Raw genomic sequence first — 19,000 nt, 5'->3', positions numbered from 1 at the left:
ATCAGAGACCGGCGCCCGGATAGTTCGGGCTCTCGCGGGTGATCGTCACGTCATGGGCGTGGCTTTCGCGAAGACCGGCGCCGGAGATGCGCACGAAGGTGGCCCGCTCCTGGAAATCCTTCAGGTCCTTGCCGCCGACATAACCCATGGCCGCCTTGAGACCGCCGGCAAGCTGGTGGACGACGGCCGAGACCGGACCCTTATACGGCACCTGGCCCTCGATGCCCTCAGGCACGAGCTTCAGCGTGTCGCGCACCTCAGCCTGGAAATAGCGGTCGGCCGAGCCTCGGGCCATGGCGCCGACGGAGCCCATGCCGCGATAGGCCTTGAAGGAACGGCCCTGGTAGAGATAGACCTCGCCCGGGCTCTCATCGGTGCCGGCCAGCAGCGAGCCGATCATGACGGCGGAAGCGCCGGCGGCGATCGCCTTGGCAAGATCGCCGGAGAATTTGATGCCGCCGTCGGCGATCACGGGCACGTCCTGAGCCTGTGCCGCCTGAACGGCCGACATGATGGCGGCGAGCTGGGGAACGCCGACGCCGGCGACGATGCGGGTCGTGCAGATCGAGCCCGGGCCGATCCCGACCTTCACAGCATCCGCACCGGCATCGATCAGCGCCCGCGTGCCGTCATAGGTGGCGACGTTGCCGGCCATGATGCGCACCGAGTTGGAGAGCTTCTTCACCCGGGTGACGGCATCGAGCACGCGCTGCGAATGGCCATGAGCGGTATCGACGACCAGAAGGTCGACGCCGGCATCGATCAGCCGCTCGGCCCGCTCGAAGCCGTCATCGCCGACGCTGATGGCGGCGGCGGCGCGAAGCCTGCCCTGCGCATCCTTGGAGGCGTTCGGGTTCAGCTGCGACTTCTCGATGTCCTTGACGGTGATGAGGCCGACGCAGCGGCCTTCGGTATCGACAACGAGCAGCTTCTCGATGCGATGCGAATGCAAGAGGCGCTTGGCCTCCTGCTGATCGACGCTCTCCTTAACGGTGACCAGATTGTCCTTGGTCATCAGCTCGTGGATCTTCTGCTCCGGATCGGAGGCGAAGCGGACGTCTCTGTTGGTCAGGATGCCGACGAGCCGGCCGGACTTCTCGACGACGGGAATGCCGGAGATGCCGTGCGATTTCATCAGGCCGAGCGCCTCGGCCAGCTTTGCCTCCGGCCCGATGGTGACCGGATTGACCACCATGCCGCTTTCGAACTTCTTCACCTGACGGACCTCTTCGGCCTGCTCGACCGGCGTCAGGTTGCGGTGGATGACGCCGAGACCGCCGGCCTGGGCCATGGCGATCGCCAGACGGCTTTCGGTGACGGTATCCATGGCCGAAGACAGGATCGGGATGTTGAGATCGAAATCGCGGGCGATGCGGGTCGCGATGTTCGTCTGGCCGGGCATGACCTCGGAATGGCCGGGCTGCAGCAGCACGTCGTCGAAGGTAAGCGCGTCCGCGCCGGTTGCCGTTTCAATGATGCGTGCCATGGCCAAATTCCTTCATTTCAGAAAATGCAACCTGGCCCGGAAACGAATCGTCCGCCCCGGCGGTGTGCATGGGATTGCTTGGAAGTTGGCGAGGGCTGGTAACACGTCTATGACAGGAAGGAAATAGCAAAAAGCCCGGCCTGTCCGCCGAGCTCGTCATGGGTGCCATGCACAGAGAGCAATTCCGGGAAACCCCGAACGGCTCTCGATCAGATGTCGAACTGATAGGTCTTCGGCACGAAGCGATAGCCGCCATCCTGCTTCTCGGCAAAACCGACCGCCGGGAACGGCATGTGGTAGCCGAGAAAGGCAATCTTCTCGGTCGCGATCATGTCGAAGACCTTGCGGCGCGTGGCGGCGGCCTGCGCCTTGTCCATGTCGAAACGCACCTGCCAATCCGGCCGCAGCAGCGACAGAATATAATGGTTGGCGGTATCGCCTGTGACAACGAGGCGTTTGCCTTCGGATTCGACGTGGAAGACCATATGCCCCGGCGAGTGGCTGGCCGCCAGCATCGCCGTCATGCCGGGCGCGAGGCTGGCGCCATCCTTGATGAAGGTGATCTTTTCGGCAAGCGGCACGACATTGGCGAGCACCGCCTTGTGGCCAGCTTCGGCCGGCGTGCCCTCGCGCGCCTTGTTCGACCAGAAATCATATTCCGTCTGGCCGACAACATAGCGGGCGTTCTTGAAGGCGGGCGTACCATCTTCCATCAGGCCGCCGATATGGTCGCCATGCAGATGAGTGAGCGCGACGACGGTGACGTCGTCGGCCGAGTATCCCGCAGCCGTCAGGCCGTCAACGAGCTTTCCGAGACCGCGTGAGCGGCCGGCGGCGCCAAAGCCGGTATCGACGAGAATGACCTCCGAACCGGTATCGATGAGAACAGGCGCATAGCCGTTCACCAGCTTGTCGGCCGGCAGGAAGTTTGCGCTCAGCAATGCCCTTACGGTTTCGGGGTCCTGATCGGTGCCATAGGTTTCATGCGGGTTTTCGGAGATGTTGATGCCATCGCGGACGACGGTGAACTTATAGGAACCGAGCTTGAATTGATTGATCTGCGGCGCAGGCGTTAAATCCATTTTATTCGTTTCTCCAGTCGCGGCCGCTTCGGCCTTCTCTCTTAAAATGACCGGCGCCGTGACTGCATAATTCCTTAAATCCTATTCGATTTAAGGATAAAATTATGCAGCAATCAAAGTGTTACAGCGTCCTTTGCGCGTCTGAAAAGACGCGCGGCGCTGTAATACCAAGGCCTGCGGCAAAAAGGGTGCGCCGCTTTATTCCTGACGAAATTGCCATATGTCCATCCTTCCATGACGTGCGGTGCGTCGCCGCACGGCCCCCGATATCGATTCCGGCCGGATTTCCTCCCTCGGCGGAACAGACATATCTCAATCTTGCCACGCGACGTTGTCGGACAAGCCGTCTCACGCAGACGTGAAGCAAACGTGTCGTCGAGGCGGATTGAGGGATTGGCAGGCTTTCGAAGTGGGACTAAACAGCACGGGCCTTCCCAGCTCCCATCCGCAGCCCATCAAGGCCTCCCGCCTATGAACCGCATCGTTCCGCTGATCCTCGCCGTCGCTCTTTTCATGGAACAGATGGACTCCACCGTCATTGCAACGGCGCTGCCGGCGATCGCTAGGGATCTCCATGTCGGGCCGATCACGCTGAAGCTGGCGCTGACCTCCTATATGGTGGCGCTGGCGGTGTTCATCCCGGTCAGCGGCTGGATGGCCGACCGGTTCGGCGCCAAGAAAATCTTCCGCCTGGCCATCTCGGTCTTCGTCATCGGATCGATCTTCTGCGCCATTTCCTCCAACCTCGTCGAATTCGTTTTCGCCCGCTTCCTGCAGGGCATGGGCGGGGCGATGATGACGCCGGTCGGCCGCCTCGTGCTGGTGCGCACGACCAAGCGCAGCGATCTCGTTTCGGCCATGGCGCTGCTGACCATCCCGGCCTTGGTCGGGCCGCTCACCGGCCCGCCGCTCGGCGGCTTCATCACCACCTATTTCAGCTGGCACTGGATCTTTCTGATCAACGTGCCGGTCGGCATCATCGGCATCTGGCTGGCGACGATCTTCCTGCCGGAGGTCGAGGCGATGGCCCCGCCGAAGCTCGATTTCACCGGCTTCGTGCTGACTTCGCTGTCTGCCGCGGGCGTCGTCTTCGGCCTGTCGGTGGTCAGCCTGCCGGCCCTGCCGCCGATCATCGGCGTCACCGCCACCGTAATCGGCCTCGTCTGCGGCGTTCTGTATGTGCGCCATGCGAAGCGCCACGCGGCGCCGATCCTCAACCTCGATCTGTTCAAGAACCCGACCTTCCGGGCCTCGACGCTCGGCGGCACGCTCTTTCGCGTCTGCGTCGGCGCCATGCCCTTCCTGACGCCGCTGATGCTGCAGCTCGGTTTCGGGCTGACGCCGTTCCAATCCGGCATGATCACCTTTGCCGGGGCGATCGGGGCAATCACCACCAAATTCATGGCAAAGCGCGTCTTCGCGGCCGCCGGCTTCCGCACGACACTGCTTTGCGCCGCCATGGTGACGACGCTCGTGACCGTCGTCACTGGCCTGTTCACTCCGGCAACGCCGCATCTGGTCATCATCGGCGTGCTGCTCATCGGCGGCTTCTCCCGCTCGTTCATGTTCACCGGCGTCAATGCGCTTGCCTTCGCCGATATCGACGATGCGCAAGCCAGCCAGGCGACATCGATGAGCTCGGTGATGCAGCAGATCAGCCTGGCGCTCGGCGTTGCAGTCGCCGCCGCGATCCTGGAAAGCTCGATCTATATCAGGGGCGAAGCATTGCAGGTCGCCGATTTCCACCTAACCTTCTATATCATCGCCGGACTGACCGTCATCGCCACCATTCCCTTCGTCAGAATGGACCGCAACGCCGGCGCACTCGTTTCCGGCCACCGCGCAAAGGTGGTAACGCAGTCTCCGATCGAAGCCGAGCAGCCGGCGGTGAAATAGGCTCAAGGCGCCGTAGCGTCCTTTGCGCGCCTGAAAAAACGCGCGGCGCCGTAAGCTATTCGGGGTTTTCGCAGACGGCAGAGAGCTTGTTGCCGTCGAGATCCCTCACATAAGCGGCATAGAAATGGGCGTGGTAGGAGCGCAGGCCCGGCCCGCCTTCATCGACCGCACCTGCCGCGATCGCAGCCGCGTGGAAGGCATCGACGGCGGCCCGCGTGTCGGCCGCAAACGCTACCATGGTGCCGTTGCCGGCAGCCGCCCGGCGGCGATTGAACGGCGTCACCACCCAGAAGCGGCAGCGCGTATCGCTCTCGGCGGAATAGCCGATTTCCTCCTCCGAATAATGCTGACGGCGATAGCCGAGCAGAGGCAGCACGGCATCATAAAAATGCCCTGCGCGATACAGATCATTGGTTCCGAGCGTGACGTAGAGAAGCATGGGACCAGCAGCTCAGCTCTTGGTGCCGCCATCATCGGCCCGGACCGGCCGAAGATCAAGCGTTCTCAGCGTCACCTTCGGCCTTGCGCCCCTTGAACCCCTTGGCCAGCAGGAACATCTCGACCGATTCGGCGCGCGAGGCGTTCGGCTTGACATGGACGACCTGGCGGAAGTTCTGCTTCAGCATGGCGAGCAGCTCACGCTCGGTGCCGCCCTGGAAGGTCTTGGTGAGGAAATGCCCGCCCTCCCCCAGCACCTCGACCGCGAATTGGGCCGCGACTTCACAGAGATGCATGGTGCGCAAATGGTCGGTGCGGTGGTGGCCGGTGGTGAGTGCCGCCATATCGGAAATGACGAGATCGGGCGTGCCGCCGACGGCCTCCAGCAGCATTTCCGGCGCACTGGGATCGAGGAAATCGAGCTGCAGGATCTTGACGCCGGGCAGTTGGGCCATTTCGAGAAAATCGATGGCGGCCACACGGATATCCTCATCCGTCGAGCCGGTGACCTTGGCGGCGATCTGCGACCAGCTGCCGGGGGCAGCACCGAGATCGATGATGCGCTTGGCGCCGCGCAGGATATGGTGCTTCTCGTCGATCTCCAAAAGCTTGAAGGCGGCGCGGGCGCGATAGCCCTCGAGCTGGGCGCGCTGCACATAGGGATCGTTGATGTGGCGCTGCAGCCATTGCCGGGAAGAGGCCTTCATCTTCTTGTTCTTGACGCGCTGGCCGAGCTTGCGGCCGGTGCGGTTTCCCGCGATCGGTGCCTTGGTCATGCGTTCTCCTTATCCAGAGCATGATGCCGAAAAGTGTGCGCGGTTTTCGGACGACATCATGCTCTAATTCTTTCATTCAGATCCGGATTCAGATTTCAGGTTCGCCTGAAATCATCCGGATCTAGCCCGCTGGCCGCGGCGGTTGCGGTTGCGCCGCCACACGCCGTCATCGGCCATCATGTCGGTGAGCAGTCCTTCCCTCAAACCGCGATCGGCGACCCGCATGCGCGGGCTCGGCCAGCGGCGGCGGATCGCCTCGAGGATGGCGCAGCCGGCGAGCACCAGATCGGCCCGATCCGGCCCGATGCAGGGATTGGCGGCGCGGCTTTCGAAATTCCACGAGAGCAGTTTTGCCTGCATGGCGGAGACCTCGTCGTCGGACAGCCAGATGCCGTCGACCTTGCGCCGGTCATAACGCGGCAGATCGAGATGCACGCCGGCAAGCGTGGTCACCGTGCCCGATGTGCCGATCAGGTGGAAATCGCCGGTCTGAGCGACCTCGATCTCCGGGCAGTCGAAGCCTTCGAGCATGCCGCCGACTTCGCGCACCATGCCTTCGAAAGCTTCAGGCGTGACGTCGCGCCCGCCATGACGTTCCGACAGCGTCACGACGCCGACCGGCAGCGAGGTCCAGTGGGTGATGTGATTGGCGAGGCGACTGTAACGATTGTCGCCGATGCGGATGACGGCGATCTCCGACGAGCCACCGCCGATATCGAAGAGCACGACGGAACGGGTGTCACGCCCGACGAGCGAAGAGCAGCCGGAGACGGCAAGCCGGGCTTCGGTCTCGCGATCGATGATTTCGAGCGCCAGGCCGGTTTCGGCAACGACGCGGGCGAGAAACTCCTCGCCATTGACCGCCTGGCGGCAGGCCTCGGTGGCGATCAGCCGCATGCGGCGGATCTCGCGGTTTCTGAGCTTGGAGGCGCAGATCCTCAGCGCTTCGATCGCCCGCTCCATCGCCTCGTCGGACAATCGGCCGCTGGCCGCCAGCCCTTCGCCAAGGCGCACGATGCGGGAAAAGGCGTCAACCACCCGGAACTGACCCGGGCGGGTCGGCTGGGCGATGAGGAGACGGCAATTGTTGGTGCCGAGGTCGAGAGCGGCATAGAGTTCGTCCGGCCATGCATGTTCGCCGGCCTGGCGATCGCCCTGATAACCGGAATTGATATGGCCATCCTGGCGCGCCCTGCGGCCGGCATTGGCGCTGTTCTGCGCCTCCCGCGGCTCGGCGCGCTGTACCGTCTCTTCGGCGCGGCGTTCCTGCTGCGGCGGGGAAGGTTTTGCCGCCGTCAGCGGCCGGCCCTGAAGACCGCGCTTGCCGCGGTGTTTGCGGCGGTTGCGTCGGTTCGGCGTGGAATCGCCCTCGGCCCGAGCCGCACTGCCCGCCGCCTGGGTCTGCTCCGTAACATGCGGATGAAGGGAAGCGTCCTGCGCAGCGCCTTGGCCGCCACGACGGCGACGCTTTCGCTTGCGGGCCGGATTTCCGGCCGCATCTTCCATCGGGCGCGCAGACTGCCCGGCATTGCCGGAAAGCTCATGCGAAGCGGGATGAGCCGCGTTGCGGGATTGCCCGCCACGCTTGCCCTTGCGGCGCCTGGACTTCTTGCCGTCCTTGCGCCCTGCCGCCGACGCCCCGTCAAATTGCGGCTTTGCGCCGCCTTCGGGGTCTTCCACGTTATCTTTCCATCGCGCCGCGCAAGTCCTGAGGTATGCAGCAGGCGCTCATTCGATTTTTGCGTTGCCGCAAGAATATCAGCGCCCGCCGAAATCGCCAAATTCTTTTTTGGACGGGGGTTTGCGGGCCGTTTCACCTCTTCCGCGACAGCACTGAATTTTTTCAAAACGGGTATTTGCAATCCGCCCGCTTTTGGTTATAAGCGCCGCACAGCAGCCAAGCCATGCTTCGGCGGCAACTGCTGGGGAATAGTTCAATGGTAGAACGACGGACTCTGACTCCGTTAATCTTGGTTCGAGTCCAGGTTCCCCAGCCAATCAATTTCACCGATCAAGCACTTATTGGAACCACGGGCGAAGGTTCCAGGGTAGAGTGCCATATTCGAGCGACTCCTAGAAATTGACGCGTAGCCTGTTGCCGACAACGGGCGCTGATGGATCACACCCTCGGCATTGCGCAATCTTTTCACTCGCATGTCGCCCACTCGCCGACCCGGCGACACCGTCTGTGTCGCGAAGATCGACGCGGGAATAAATGCCGATTCGCCTGCCTGATATCAGACCGCTGGGTCAGATGTATTTTCGAAATCCAGAAACCATGCATAAGTGGATGCAATGCCATCCTCAAGCGAGATGCGCGGCTTCCAGCCCATGTCCTGCAGTTTCTGATTGCTCATCAGCTTGCGTGGCGTGCCATCGGGCTTGGAAAGATCGTGAATGATCTCACCCTCGTAGCCGACAACGCGGCAGACCAAACGCGTCAATTCGATAATTTCGAGATCTGTTCCCGAGCCGACATTGACGTGCTGCGCGCCCGAATATGTCTTGAGAAGAAACACCAGAGCGTCGGCGCAGTCGTCGACGTGAAGAAACTCCCGGCGCGGGGTTCCCGTGCCCCAGACCACCATATGCGGGTCTTTTCGAAGTTTCGCAGCATGCGCTTTGCGGATGAGCGCAGGCAGCACATGGCTGGAGTTCAGGTCGAAATTGTCGCCCGGGCCATAAAGATTGGTCGGCATGGCCGAAATATAATCGCGGCCGTATTGCTTACGATAGGCTTCCGCGAGCTTGATGCCGGCGATCTTGGCGATCGCGTACCATTCGTTGGTCGGCTCGAGCGCACCGGTCAATAGAGCCTCTTCGGGGATCGGCTGTGGAGCGAGCTTGGGGTAAATGCAGCTTGATCCCAGGAACAGCAGCCGGTCCACTTCGCCCCGATGGGCGGCTTCGAAGATGTTCGCTTCAATGATCAGATTGTCATAAATAAAGTCTGCCGGATAGCTGTCATTGGCGAGGATACCGCCAACCTTGGCAGCCGCTAGAATGATCGCGTCGGGTCGGTTTGCTTCAACAAATTTCTCAACCTCGTCCTGCCGCTTCAAATCGACCTCACGGCGCGTGGCCGTGATGACGTTGCAATCTTCGGATTGGAGCCGGCGCACAAGAGCACTGCCGACCATACCGCGATGGCCGGCAACCCAGATCTTCTTGTTGGACAAGTCGTACACTCAGATCTCTTTCCGGCTGTTTAGAGCCTTCCAGTGCTTGACATCCTCGCGCACCATCTCGGCGGCGAGCTCGCGAACCGGGGTCTTGTGCTGCCAGCCCAACTTCTGGCGAGCCTTGGTCGGATCACCAAGCAAAAGATCGACTTCCGTCGGGCGGAAGTATCGAGGATCGACTTCCACAAGGCAGGCTCCGGACGCGGCGTCATAACCCTTTTCGTCGACGCCGGACCCCTTCCATTCCAAAGCAATGCCCACGTCGGCAAAGGCCCACTCGACAAACTGGCGGACACTCGTCGTCTCGCCGGTCGCCAATACGTAGTCATCCGGCTTGTCCTGCTGCAGCATGCGCCACATGCCCTCGACATATTCACGCGCGTGGCCCCAGTCACGCTGGGCGTCAAGATTGCCGAGGAAAAGCTTGTCCTGCCGACCCAGATGGATGGCAGCCACTGCCATCGTGATCTTGCGCGTGACGAAGGTTTCGCCGCGAAGCGGGCTTTCGTGATTGAAAAGAATGCCGTTGGATGCGTGCATGCCATAGGCCTCGCGATAATTCACCACGATCCAATAGGCATAGAGCTTGGCTGCCGCATAAGGAGAACGCGGATAAAACGGCGTTTTTTCGCTCTGCGGCACTTCCTGCACAAGACCGTAGAGTTCCGAGGTCGATGCCTGGTAGAACCGGGTCTTTTCCTGGAGCCCCAGGATACGGATCGCTTCGAGCAGCCGCAACGTCCCGATACCATCGGCATCCGCCGTATATTCAGGGGTTTCGAAGCTCACACCCACATGGCTTTGTGCCGCGAGATTGTAGATTTCATCGGGCTGCGTCTGCTGCACGATCCGCAGCAGGTTCGTCGAGTCGATCATATCGCCATAATGAAGAATGAAGCGAGGATGTGTCTCATGCGGATCCTGATAGATATGTTCGATGCGGCCGGTATTGAAAGACGACGACCGCCGCTTGATACCGTGCACCGTATAGCCTTTGCTCAGAAGCAATTCGGACAGGTAGGCACCATCCTGACCAGTCACCCCAGTAATAAGCGCGGTTTTCGTCATTTTTCACATCGTCTTTCGATACAATCTTCGGGTCGTGTTTATGGAAACGGCCGAACGAGTGCAACCCCCATGTGACCGTGGCAAGACCGGCGAAATGAGCATCGTCGATCTCTTCGGTTGACCCGAGACTGGCACAACGAGACTAGAACTTTCCATTTATCAGCGTCCAAGGTGGCAAAAATAATCCTGGTGTCGGGAGAAGCCTGCTTCATCGGTGCGAACTTCATGCTCGATCGGCTTGCGCTTCATGATGCACTAGTCATCAACCTCGATGCACTCACCTACGCTGGCAACCTTGAAAATCTCACCTCCATTCGGAACGGTCCGCGCCATTCTCGTCAAAGGCGGCATCACTGACACGACTAGTGAGGAAGTGCTCCTTCGCATCTTCCCCGCGCAATCCTCGATTTCGCTGCCATTACCTACTTCTGATAGATAAGCCGGTGCGGAAGACCTTGATTTCCGATTATTTCAGTTGCGCTCGTTGCAGAAAGCGACAAGAAGGTGGTTGTCTGTTGATCTGCGAGACGCTGGTAAGCAATGCCTGAAAATTCTCCCTCTGAGACATCGCGCTCCGGATGGTTGTTGGTGCCGATGCAAGCGCTGGTCGCCCCTTTGCTGGCGATGCCGCGGGTTGCAAAACGCGCTCTGGCTTTACTGGTGGATTCCAGCTTTTGTGTTCTGACCATCTGGCTGGCCTATTGCTTCCGGCTCAACGAATGGACGGTGCTGACCGGCGTGCAGTGGTTGCCGGTGTTCGTTTCGCTGTGCATGGCACTTCCCATCTTCATCGTCATGGGCATGTATCGGGCGATCTTCCGTTATGCCAATCTGGCTGCGTTCATCACTGTGTTAAAGGCGATTGCGATCTACGGCTTCGCCTTCATGACGATATTTACGGCTCTCAGCGTGCCCGGTGTCCCGAGAACCGTCGGCATTCTCCAGCCGTTCCTGCTGTTGATCGGGATCGGGCTGTCGCGGCTGGGTATCCGCTATTGGCTCGGGGATGCCTACCAGCGGATCCTTCACCAGAATATGCTCGCGAAGGTGCTGATCTACGGGGCGGGCAAGGCCGGGCGGCAATTGGCGGCTGCCCTGACGAACAGCGCCGAACTCAACGTCGTCGGCTATCTGGATGACGATCCGCGTCTCAAGGGCGGCGTCATGGGCGGCTTGCCGATCTATGACCCGTCGGATCTTCCGGTGCTTGTCGAAGCCCTTGGCGTGCACAATGTGCTTCTTGCGCTGCCATCTGCCTCCCGGCAGCGGCGCAACGAAATCCTGGAGCATATCCGCAAGGCCAGGGTGAATGTGCGCACATTGCCGGATCTCACGGCGCTTGCTCAGGGGCGGATCGCCGTTTCCGACATTCGTGAGCTGGAGATCGAAGATCTGCTGGGACGGGAAGCGGTCGCGCCGCGCCAGGAGCTGCTCGACAAGGCGATGCGCAACAAGGTGGTGATGGTCACCGGCGCCGGCGGCTCGATCGGCGGCGAGTTATGCCGTCAGATTTTGCGCAACGCGCCTTCCAGCCTGATCCTCCTCGATCAGAACGAGTTTGCGCTTTATAATATCGATGCCGAATTGCGGAAGCTGGCCGAACTCTACGAGCATGAAAATCTGCAGATCGTTCCAATCCTCTGTTCCGTCCGCGATCAGGATCGCATGGAGCATATCATCCAGAGCTGGCGACCGCAGACGCTTTATCATGCCGCCGCCTACAAACATGTGCCGCTTGTCGAACACAATGCCGTCGAAGGCATCAAGAACAACGTCATGGGGACGCTTGTCGCGGCCCGCGCGGCGCATAAATACGGCGTCTCGAATTTCGTGCTGATCAGCACGGATAAGGCCGTGCGTCCGACAAATGTGATGGGTGCCAGCAAGAGGCTGGCGGAGATGGTTCTGCAGGCGCTCGCAGCAGAATCGACGACCGACAGACTGCGGACGAATTTTTCCATGGTCCGCTTCGGAAACGTCCTCGGCTCCTCCGGATCCGTCGTGCCGCTGTTCCGGCAGCAGATCAGGGAAGGCGGCCCCGTTACGCTGACGCATCGTGAGATCACCCGCTATTTCATGACCATTTCGGAAGCCTCGCAGCTGGTCATCCAGGCCGGCGCGATGGGTGAGGGCGGCGATGTTTTCCTGCTCGATATGGGAGAACCCGTTCGCATTGCCGATCTCGCCCGCAAGATGGTGGAGCTGTCCGGATTGACCGTGCGCGACGAGAACAGTCCCGAAGGGGATATCGAGCTTTCCGTGACCGGTCTCAGGCCCGGCGAGAAGCTCTATGAAGAGCTGCTGATCGGCGATAATCCTGAGACAACCGAACATCCCCGGATCATGAAGGCGCGTGAGGATTTCCTGTCCTGGCCGGAGCTTATGAAAAAGCTCAACGCGCTCACTGCGGCATTGGATCGCAACGATATGATCGCTGCCCGTGCAACATTGGCTGAGCTCGTTTCCGGCTATTCGTCAACGGGCGAGGTCTCGGATCTGGCTTTGGTCGGCGTCGAAACCAATACGGCGGCGTGAACGTGGCTGCAGCGTCCGTAAAATCACCGCGACGAGGCAGGCGAAGATCTGCATAGCCGTGCGATTAACGGAGGCATCGTGATAAGCCCAGGTTGCGGTCTTTTGACGATTGACATTGAAGGTCCGATAGGATTGAAGCGTCATTAGGCTCCCAGCTGCTGTGAAATTCTTTGCTAAATTTGAGCCTATGGCGGATTCTGAAAGCTGCGATCATGGAAAAAAGATTATTTGACGAGGAAATTAATCTATTCTCTGTTGTTGCCTTTCTGAGACGTGGCATGGCCATCTTTATTGTGTGCTGCTCCATTGGAGTTGCACTAGCAGCCATGTTCCTCTGGCGTAGCCAACCTTACTATCAAGCCTCCGCGCAACTAGTGCTCGCAACCACGTCGGCTCCGACACAGCTCGATCCTGATGCCGTCGCTCTTGTGGAGCCTCGTGAGCATGTTATTTTTCGTCTGCGATCTCCATCAGCTTTCGATCAGCAGACCGTCTCCGCCTGCTCTGACGGCGGCCCGGTAACCGCCGAACAGATTTCGCAAAATCTCAGGGTGACGGCACCATCAGCTCCCAGTGACGTCATCGCAATTTCCTTTACCGCCCCAACCGCTGAATTGGCGCGGCAGTGCGTCGCCGCCATCGTGCGGGGGGTTCAAGAACAGCAGACGTTGGTTGCGTCCACCAGCTCGGAACATCTGAAATCTCAAATCAGGTCACTGCAGGATCAACTCGCGGAAAATTCGAAGCTCCTGAAGGAGGCGCAGGATTCCGGATGGCAGCAGGCAATATATCTCGCGACACGGGACGATGCGATCGCATTGCGTAAGGACATTGCCGACTTGACGGGCAAACTAGAATTAAGCAAGTCCGCAACTCTGCTTTCCCCAATTTACGCTCCATCAAATGCCGTCTCTCCGACCAAGATAACTATTCTGACTGCAGGTCTCTTTGTCGGGTTCGTTATGGGCGTTCTAATCAACCTCCTTAAAAGCGCATACCTCATGCAACGAAATCGCCGTAGCCGGTCGAACGGCTAATGCGTTAGCGCACCTTGAGCAAGGCCGCACGAAGTACCTGCATGCCCCGCGATACAAGCTTCCTGGAGAAGAAATGTACTGGGCTGGCTTTCAACCCGTGAGTTTCAAGCGCAAGTAGAACTTCTTTGTTTTGCTGCAGGATATTCTTCCAGCTGCGATTTGTGGTGCCGCCCATTCGCATCTTCACCATAATACCGGGCAGGTATTTCGACTTGATACGGTGGCGTTCTAGAAAGCGCATCATTAATTCTACATCAGCAGCAATCCTATAACAGAGGTCAAATGACCCAAGGCGCTTGTAGACCTCGCGCCGAACAAAGAAGGTTGGATGAGGCGGGCACCAGCCCTTTTCGAAAGCCCGAGGTACAAAAGGCGAAGAGCGCCAGTCGCGCACGATCGTTGAGGTATCATCTTGCCGAACATAGCAGAGATCCCCGTAACATGCTTCCAAGGCCGGATCCCGGAACGCCTCCGCGACCTTTGCCAGAGCGCCCGGCATGTAAAAGTCGTCGCCATTGATGAAGCCGATAACATCGCCGGTCGCAAGACTTATTCCTTTGTTCATGGCATCATAGATGCCGAAGTCCTCTTCGGAAACTAGGCGCGTGATAACCTCGCGGCGTTCGTTGATCCGATCAAGCGTGCGGTCCTTTGAGAGTCCGTCGACGACGATATACTCCATATTTGGATAGTTTTGAGCGCGAACGGATTCGATCGTATCAGCGATCGTGGCTTCGTTGTTGAAGACAACGGTGATGATTGAAATTTTCGGTTCGCGCATTCACACTTACTTTCATAGCTGGTGGGTAGAGGCGAGGTCCCCCGGCCTTCGTGCGTGGTTTGCTACCGGCGTTTGGTGGCAGCCCGTTGAACAAGCGCATGGAAATCAGTGATGAAGCGGTTGACGCGTTCATTAGCGATGGCCTGTGCCTTCGCCGCCCGCTCGAACAGAATATCCGGCGAAGACAGATTTGCCGAAGCAAGTGCGTCTGCAAGCGCCTGCGCGTCATGGCGATCGAAAAATACGGCCACTTCGCCCGCCTGTTCCCTGTTGACGTCCAAATCCGACAAAATCAACGGCACGCCCCACGACAGGGCCTCTTCGACTGTCGTGCTCCATCCTTCGAAGAGAGATGGATTCAGCAAGGCCATACTAGCGGTTGCGAGTGGAGCAAGATCGCCATACGGGATAAGACCGAGAAGAATGAAGTTTGAGGAGAGACCGGAACTGTCGATAGCAGCCTTCACACGCGGAAAATAAGAGGGGTCGCGCGGATCAGACTGGCTGCCACATGCTACGACAGTAACGTCTTGACCGCGGCCACGGAGGATCGTCAATGCCTCCACGACAAGAAGATGGTTCTTGTGCTGCCAGAACTGGTTGGGAAGGAAGATATACCGCTCAGGCAGTCCATATTTGTCGGCAAGAGCACGAGCAGCCGCAGGAACAATCACGACCTTCGGCGGCACCGCAAACCTGACCACGTGTGTGCGCCCCCGGGAGGACGGATAGAAAACTTCGCACGAGACGCGCGAGTCTTCGCTGCTCAACATGATCTCGCGTTTTCCCAGGACCTGAATTCTAAACCCTATATCGCGTTTCCAGTAGCCAAGCTTACTGAAGAGATGGGGGAGGAAGCGGTGCTGGAAATCTGGGATCCAGGCAATAGCGGGGATGCCGAGATTGAAACCAAAAAATTGTGCCACCTCAAATACGACATCTATCTGGTGAGTTCTAAACAGCTTACGCACACGCCAGTCGGCGCCGGTGACAAGACCGGTGAGCAGAGATCTAAAGCTCCTGGATCTGTTAAAGAGCGGGCTACGGACCACCTCAACGCAATTGAGAGCCGCAAATGGAGTTATATCTTCTTCATCGACGTCGGTTCCAAAGAACATAACGGGCGTAAGAGCTCTGCTCTGATCAGCCGACAGCAGCCTGGCGAGATTTATCAGATAGTTATAACCGCCGGTCCAGTCTTTCCCGCCGATCATCGTAAAGGCAATACGGGTCATGATCTCACACCGGATTCCGATCGAAACCACCTGACATAGTCTGAGAGGCCTTCCATCAAATCCTTTTGCCACTCGAACCCGAGGGCTGCGAGCTGCTCGGATTGGGCTATCAGGCTTTGAGGGTCGCCAGCTCGTGCTTTACCCGAAAATTCAATCCTGGCTTCCAAATTGGTATCGACCGCCCATGCTTGGGCAATACCTTCAACGATCGCGCGAACATTGGTGCCGCGGCCGGTGCCGATATTGATAACTTTTGGCGAGGGGCTCGCCTCGGTGTGGATCAGCGACAGAGCGCGCGCGACGTCGGTCACCGCCGTCCAGTCTCTAAGCTCGTTGCCACTGCCACCGAGAAGGAGTCGCTCAGGGTGAACCTCGAGCTGGGAGCAAACGTCCCAGAGCAATTGCTTGCGTAATCCCTCCCCATAAACTGAAAACAGCCGACCGATCACGACCTTTAACTCGTAACTCTCGCAATAGGAGATGCAGAGAGATTCCATTATATGCTTGTGATGACCGTAGGGAGAGAAGGGATTGGGTTTCGCCGTTTCAGCTATCTGACCTGTGTGCCCTGCCCCGTAAACAGCAGCGCTAGAAACCGCCACTAAGCTGCTTTTAGGGGCCTCCAGTCTCATCCATTCAAGGAGTTCAATGCTCGAGCTGACCGTGCGGTGGAAATCTTCGCGAGGATTTGCGATTGCTGCTCCGACCGACGAGCCCCCCGCAAGATGGTACACAATGTCCACCGTCCCAAACTGCTGTTGAATCAACCGAAGATTGGGGATATCGACCTCGCCGTTATGCCAAGAGACTAGCCCCCAGCGCTGGGCGTGAAGCGGTGACCAGGTACCGTGCCCAAGGCCGAATACGGAATTCCCGGCAAGTGCAAGCGACTTTGCCAGATATCTTCCGATAAATCCGTGAGCGCCTGTGATTAATATACGAGCCATTCTTTTTCTTTATTGGGGCCGCGTGGCGACGAACGAATATAGCCGACCCGGCCGCCGATCGAACTTTGCTGCGATATGCGAGAAGATCGTCCAGACCGACCGAGAATTCAAAAGCGCTGGAACGGCTCTGGCGAAGAACGGCAATCGCATGGCAATCTGCGCCTTCAACTCCGCCGGAGTATAGGGGGCGAAGTTGATCTCGCTCTCCAGCGGCATAAGGAGCTTTTCCATCTTGAAACCGGCCGAAACAATAGAGTTCTGATACTCCTTCAGAAGAAAGGCGTTTTCCCCTCCATAGAGTTTGTGCAGGGGATGGCGATCGAGAAAGATCGGCAAATCGCGTTCGCTCGATATCACATGTTCGCGAACTGCGATGAAGCGCCCGCCGGGCTTGAGCACTCGAAAGAATTCGCGGCACGCGGCCGACAGATCGGAGGTGTGATGCAGAACGGCTCTAGCAAAGACCACATCGAAGGCATTGTCGGAGAATGGGAGCTTTTCGGAAAACTCCTCGGCGATCGAAATGGGAAGATGAACTTCATTGAAGAGGGCACGAATTGCACCAGCCCCCACGAGGTCGCTCGCGTCGGGCTCCAGGGCCGTTACCTCAAAACCTTCCTTCGCCAGAGCATAGCTGGCAATACCACGACCGGCGCCGATATCCACTGCAGTTCCTGGCGCCCGCGGGAGAAATTCGCGAATGGCACCCCATTCGCCGCTCCGCCAATACCGCTCGGCCGCCTTCAGAATCGGATCGTCGTAATAGGCATCGAGCACCAGCTTTTGCTGGTCAGGCTGTTGCCGAAGCCACTGGACGGCTGCTTCCCACGTGTCCAACTTTGTTGCCGTCATGGTTGACCTTCTGTCTCTTTTTGCGTCCGCTTGAGATTCCGAATTATGCGAGCGGGGTTACCGGCGACGACGGTGTAAGGGGGGACATCGCGCGTGACAACAGCATGGGCTCCAATAACTGCCCCGTCGCCGACTGTCACCCCCTTCAGGATACTCACGCCAAAACCAATCCACACCTTGTCCTGAATAAACACTGGCTTGATGGAAACCCCGTTCCAATTCTTCTTTCCCAAGCCCCAATCGGTCACATCGTTCTTGCGCAATTCCCAGTCGAGAGAATGAGAATCATGATCGACGATTGTCACTCCCCATGAGATGATGACATCGTTTCCAATCGTAATTCCGGAATGGCATACCAGGTGACTGGCACCAATATAGCAGCGATCACCAATGCTGATGCGGCCGCGGGGATCATCGAAGCTGATATTGCAATTGATGATACAGTTCTCGCCGACCTTCACATTGCCTCCGCGAATGGATCGCAACGCCAGCCAACGGACGTTGCTACCACTCCCGACGAGAAATTTGCTCCGCTTGCGGGCCAACCATCCCGCCGCCATGTTTGCGATCGTGGTCAGGCTAAGCTTCATGCGCTTGCAGCCAGCCGTTGGAAGTTAAGCCATTGGGCACGCTTGTTGTACACGGTTCGTACAGTACGGGTTCCCTCGTTGGCTAACGCCTGGAGGCGCCCCGGCTCCCGAAGCAGATTTACAATTGTCCGCGCCGCGGATTCCGCATCTTCATATGTTACCATGCTGATATTATTGACCATCCCCTCGGGATAAACACCGGAGTCCGAGACCATCAGCGCACCGCATCCTAGCGCCTCCCAGCATCGCATATTTCCCCTGTCCGTTCCCGCCATATCCACGGCGCCGTTTAGAACAATTTTCGCCTGCGAAATCGCTTCATAAAGCTCGCGTCCGAAAAGAGGGGTACGGGACACTGCGCGAATATTCTTCGGACGTCTGTGCTTCCCAAGCGGCAGAAGCCAGCCAATCGGGCTCTCAGCAAGCCTAGTCAATCGCGACCGATCAAGGTGGTAACGAACTTTAAAATCCCTTCGAATAGCCGACACGGCTTGCAGTATCTCTGCACGCCGACGATGGTGACGACTATAGCCTCCGACAAAAAGCACATCGATTGGCCGGTCTCGATTTTCGGCATAGCTATCCATTGCCGGATCATGGGCTGGTGCAAAATATTCCGCGCGCCAGCCAAGCTTCCGATAACCTTCCAATATGGTAGGAAAGTTGCAGACGATCAAATCGTAGGCGCCGAAGTCGGTATTGCCGGAAGGCGCCGCTCGCCACATGATTGACTTCCGCACGCAGCCAGGAAGTTTGCGGACGAAATCGTTCCCGTATCGCATCGGATCCGAATTATAAAATATCTCGGTGCGGTGATGTTCGATCTGGCTCAGCAAGATCTGCTCCATGTCGGAGGTGGCGGGCAAACCGTTTTCTACCGCCCAGTATCGTTGAAGTATCTCGTCATCGCCGTTCGTAAAGAAGGTGTCTGGAGAGGCCTCCATCACCGGGTTCAGTATGTGGCAAGCGCCATAGCGATCATCCAGAAAATGAGACAATCTGTCTGAAAAACTTCTCGCATCAACTGCGAGTATATCAAGCCGCCGCATATAAGCAGCATATACCCCGGAATTTTGAAAAACGCGCATATTGGAT

15 protein-coding genes, 1 tRNA gene and 1 pseudogene are annotated in these 19,000 nt (G+C 58.5%); 4 read left to right on the top strand and 13 right to left on the bottom strand.

Annotation, left to right across the window (positions count from 1 at the left end; genetic code table 11):
- Position 1: 1 nt before the first annotated feature.
- Together guaB and AMK05_RS04350 are read right to left on the bottom strand one after the other, a co-directional pair.
- On the bottom strand, positions 2-1,486 hold the full coding sequence (gene guaB / locus AMK05_RS04355) for an IMP dehydrogenase (RefSeq protein WP_064836853.1): 1,485 nt from the start codon (positions 1,484-1,486) through the stop codon (positions 2-4).
- 209 nt (positions 1,487-1,695) lie between these two features.
- Positions 1,696-2,788, bottom strand: a pseudogene (locus tag AMK05_RS04350) (MBL fold metallo-hydrolase).
- 251 nt (positions 2,789-3,039) lie between these two features.
- On the opposite strand from AMK05_RS04350, the gene AMK05_RS04345 reads away from it, so the two are divergent.
- Positions 3,040-4,464, top strand: a complete 1,425-nt coding sequence (locus AMK05_RS04345) for a DHA2 family efflux MFS transporter permease subunit (RefSeq protein WP_064836849.1) — start codon at positions 3,040-3,042, stop codon at positions 4,462-4,464.
- Between the two features lie 55 nt (positions 4,465-4,519).
- Here the strand turns inward: AMK05_RS04345 and AMK05_RS04340 are convergent, their stop codons facing one another.
- The 3 genes from AMK05_RS04340 to AMK05_RS04330 form a co-directional block, all read right to left on the bottom strand.
- Positions 4,520-4,903, bottom strand: coding sequence for a VOC family protein (locus AMK05_RS04340; RefSeq protein WP_064836847.1), 384 nt, complete (start codon positions 4,901-4,903; stop codon positions 4,520-4,522).
- A gap of 55 nt (positions 4,904-4,958) precedes the next feature.
- Positions 4,959-5,678: an RlmE family RNA methyltransferase gene (locus tag AMK05_RS04335; protein ID WP_064836845.1), complete on the bottom strand. Its 720-nt coding sequence runs from the start codon at positions 5,676-5,678 to the stop codon at positions 4,959-4,961.
- Positions 5,679-5,789: 111 nt separating this feature from the next.
- Positions 5,790-7,358: a Ppx/GppA phosphatase family protein gene (locus tag AMK05_RS04330; RefSeq protein WP_064836843.1), complete on the bottom strand. Its 1,569-nt coding sequence runs from the start codon at positions 7,356-7,358 to the stop codon at positions 5,790-5,792.
- Between the two features lie 243 nt (positions 7,359-7,601).
- On the opposite strand from AMK05_RS04330, the gene AMK05_RS04325 reads away from it, so the two are divergent.
- Positions 7,602-7,675: transfer RNA gene (locus AMK05_RS04325), tRNA-Gln, on the top strand.
- Between the two features lie 240 nt (positions 7,676-7,915).
- Here the strand turns inward: AMK05_RS04325 and fcl are convergent.
- Together fcl and gmd are read right to left on the bottom strand one after the other, a co-directional pair.
- Complete coding sequence (gene fcl, locus AMK05_RS04320; protein WP_064836841.1) at positions 7,916-8,866, bottom strand: GDP-L-fucose synthase; 951 nt, start codon at positions 8,864-8,866, stop codon at positions 7,916-7,918.
- Positions 8,867-9,928, bottom strand: coding sequence for a GDP-mannose 4,6-dehydratase (gmd, locus tag AMK05_RS04315; RefSeq protein WP_064836839.1), 1,062 nt, complete (start codon positions 9,926-9,928; stop codon positions 8,867-8,869).
- 540 nt (positions 9,929-10,468) lie between these two features.
- Between gmd and AMK05_RS04310 the strand changes: the two genes are divergently transcribed.
- Positions 10,469-12,463 (top strand): polysaccharide biosynthesis protein, encoded by a 1,995-nt coding sequence (locus tag AMK05_RS04310; protein WP_064836837.1) that lies wholly within the window; start codon positions 10,469-10,471, stop codon positions 12,461-12,463.
- A 212-nt stretch (positions 12,464-12,675) separates the two neighbouring features.
- The gene (locus AMK05_RS04305) at positions 12,676-13,500 is read left to right on the top strand and encodes a hypothetical protein (protein ID WP_237352164.1); all 825 of its coding nucleotides are present in this window, start codon (positions 12,676-12,678) and stop codon (positions 13,498-13,500) included.
- Between the two features lie 4 nt (positions 13,501-13,504).
- Here AMK05_RS04305 and AMK05_RS04300 read toward each other — a convergent pair whose 3' ends face one another.
- From AMK05_RS04300 to AMK05_RS04275, 6 genes are all read right to left on the bottom strand, one after another.
- Entirely contained in the window at positions 13,505-14,281 is a 777-nt protein-coding gene (locus AMK05_RS04300) for a glycosyltransferase family 2 protein (protein ID WP_064836835.1), read from the bottom strand.
- Between the two features lie 62 nt (positions 14,282-14,343).
- On the bottom strand, positions 14,344-15,516 hold the full coding sequence (locus AMK05_RS04295) for a glycosyltransferase (protein WP_064836833.1): 1,173 nt from the start codon (positions 15,514-15,516) through the stop codon (positions 14,344-14,346).
- Complete coding sequence (locus AMK05_RS04290) at positions 15,513-16,463, bottom strand: NAD-dependent epimerase/dehydratase family protein (protein ID WP_064836831.1); 951 nt, start codon at positions 16,461-16,463, stop codon at positions 15,513-15,515. Before AMK05_RS04290 ends, AMK05_RS04295 begins: the two co-directional genes overlap by 4 nt.
- A 9-nt stretch (positions 16,464-16,472) precedes the next feature.
- Positions 16,473-17,315 carry a class I SAM-dependent methyltransferase gene (locus AMK05_RS04285; protein ID WP_064836829.1) on the bottom strand — a complete coding sequence of 281 codons (843 nt, stop codon included), beginning with the start codon at positions 17,313-17,315 and terminating at the stop codon, positions 16,473-16,475.
- Positions 17,312-17,905, bottom strand: a complete 594-nt coding sequence (locus tag AMK05_RS04280) for an acyltransferase (protein WP_064836827.1) — start codon at positions 17,903-17,905, stop codon at positions 17,312-17,314. Before AMK05_RS04280 ends, AMK05_RS04285 begins: the two co-directional genes overlap by 4 nt.
- Positions 17,902-18,993 carry a glycosyltransferase family protein gene (locus AMK05_RS04275; RefSeq protein WP_049735882.1) on the bottom strand — a complete coding sequence of 364 codons (1,092 nt, stop codon included), beginning with the start codon at positions 18,991-18,993 and terminating at the stop codon, positions 17,902-17,904. Before AMK05_RS04275 ends, AMK05_RS04280 begins: the two co-directional genes overlap by 4 nt.
- Between the last annotated feature and the right edge of the window lie 7 nt (positions 18,994-19,000).

This window comes from Rhizobium sp. N324 (assembly GCF_001664485.1).
In the GTDB taxonomy this organism is placed as follows: Bacteria; Pseudomonadota; Alphaproteobacteria; order Rhizobiales; family Rhizobiaceae; genus Rhizobium.
The sequence above is the reverse complement of the archived record's forward strand: the minus strand, read 5'-3'. Positions and strand labels throughout refer to the sequence as shown.

Bases quoted from the DNA above. Each gene is read 5' to 3' on its own strand.
- guaB (WP_064836853.1), bottom strand. From the start codon at position 1,486: ATGGCACGCATCATTGAAACGGCAACCGGCGCGGACGCGCTTACCTTC.
- AMK05_RS04345 (WP_064836849.1), top strand. From the start codon at position 3,040: ATGAACCGCATCGTTCCGCTGATCCTCGCCGTCGCTCTTTTCATGGAA.
- AMK05_RS04340 (WP_064836847.1), bottom strand. From the start codon at position 4,903: ATGCTTCTCTACGTCACGCTCGGAACCAATGATCTGTATCGCGCAGGG.
- AMK05_RS04335 (WP_064836845.1), bottom strand. From the start codon at position 5,678: ATGACCAAGGCACCGATCGCGGGAAACCGCACCGGCCGCAAGCTCGGC.
- gmd (WP_064836839.1), bottom strand. From the start codon at position 9,928: ATGACGAAAACCGCGCTTATTACTGGGGTGACTGGTCAGGATGGTGCC.
- AMK05_RS04310 (WP_064836837.1), top strand. From the start codon at position 10,469: ATGCCTGAAAATTCTCCCTCTGAGACATCGCGCTCCGGATGGTTGTTG.
- AMK05_RS04305 (WP_237352164.1), top strand. From the start codon at position 12,676: ATGGAAAAAAGATTATTTGACGAGGAAATTAATCTATTCTCTGTTGTT.
- AMK05_RS04300 (WP_064836835.1), bottom strand. From the start codon at position 14,281: ATGCGCGAACCGAAAATTTCAATCATCACCGTTGTCTTCAACAACGAA.
- AMK05_RS04295 (WP_064836833.1), bottom strand. From the start codon at position 15,516: ATGACCCGTATTGCCTTTACGATGATCGGCGGGAAAGACTGGACCGGC.
- AMK05_RS04290 (WP_064836831.1), bottom strand. From the start codon at position 16,463: ATGGCTCGTATATTAATCACAGGCGCTCACGGATTTATCGGAAGATAT.
- AMK05_RS04285 (WP_064836829.1), bottom strand. From the start codon at position 17,315: ATGACGGCAACAAAGTTGGACACGTGGGAAGCAGCCGTCCAGTGGCTT.
- AMK05_RS04280 (WP_064836827.1), bottom strand. From the start codon at position 17,905: ATGAAGCTTAGCCTGACCACGATCGCAAACATGGCGGCGGGATGGTTG.
- AMK05_RS04275 (WP_049735882.1), bottom strand. From the start codon at position 18,993: ATGCGCGTTTTTCAAAATTCCGGGGTATATGCTGCTTATATGCGGCGG.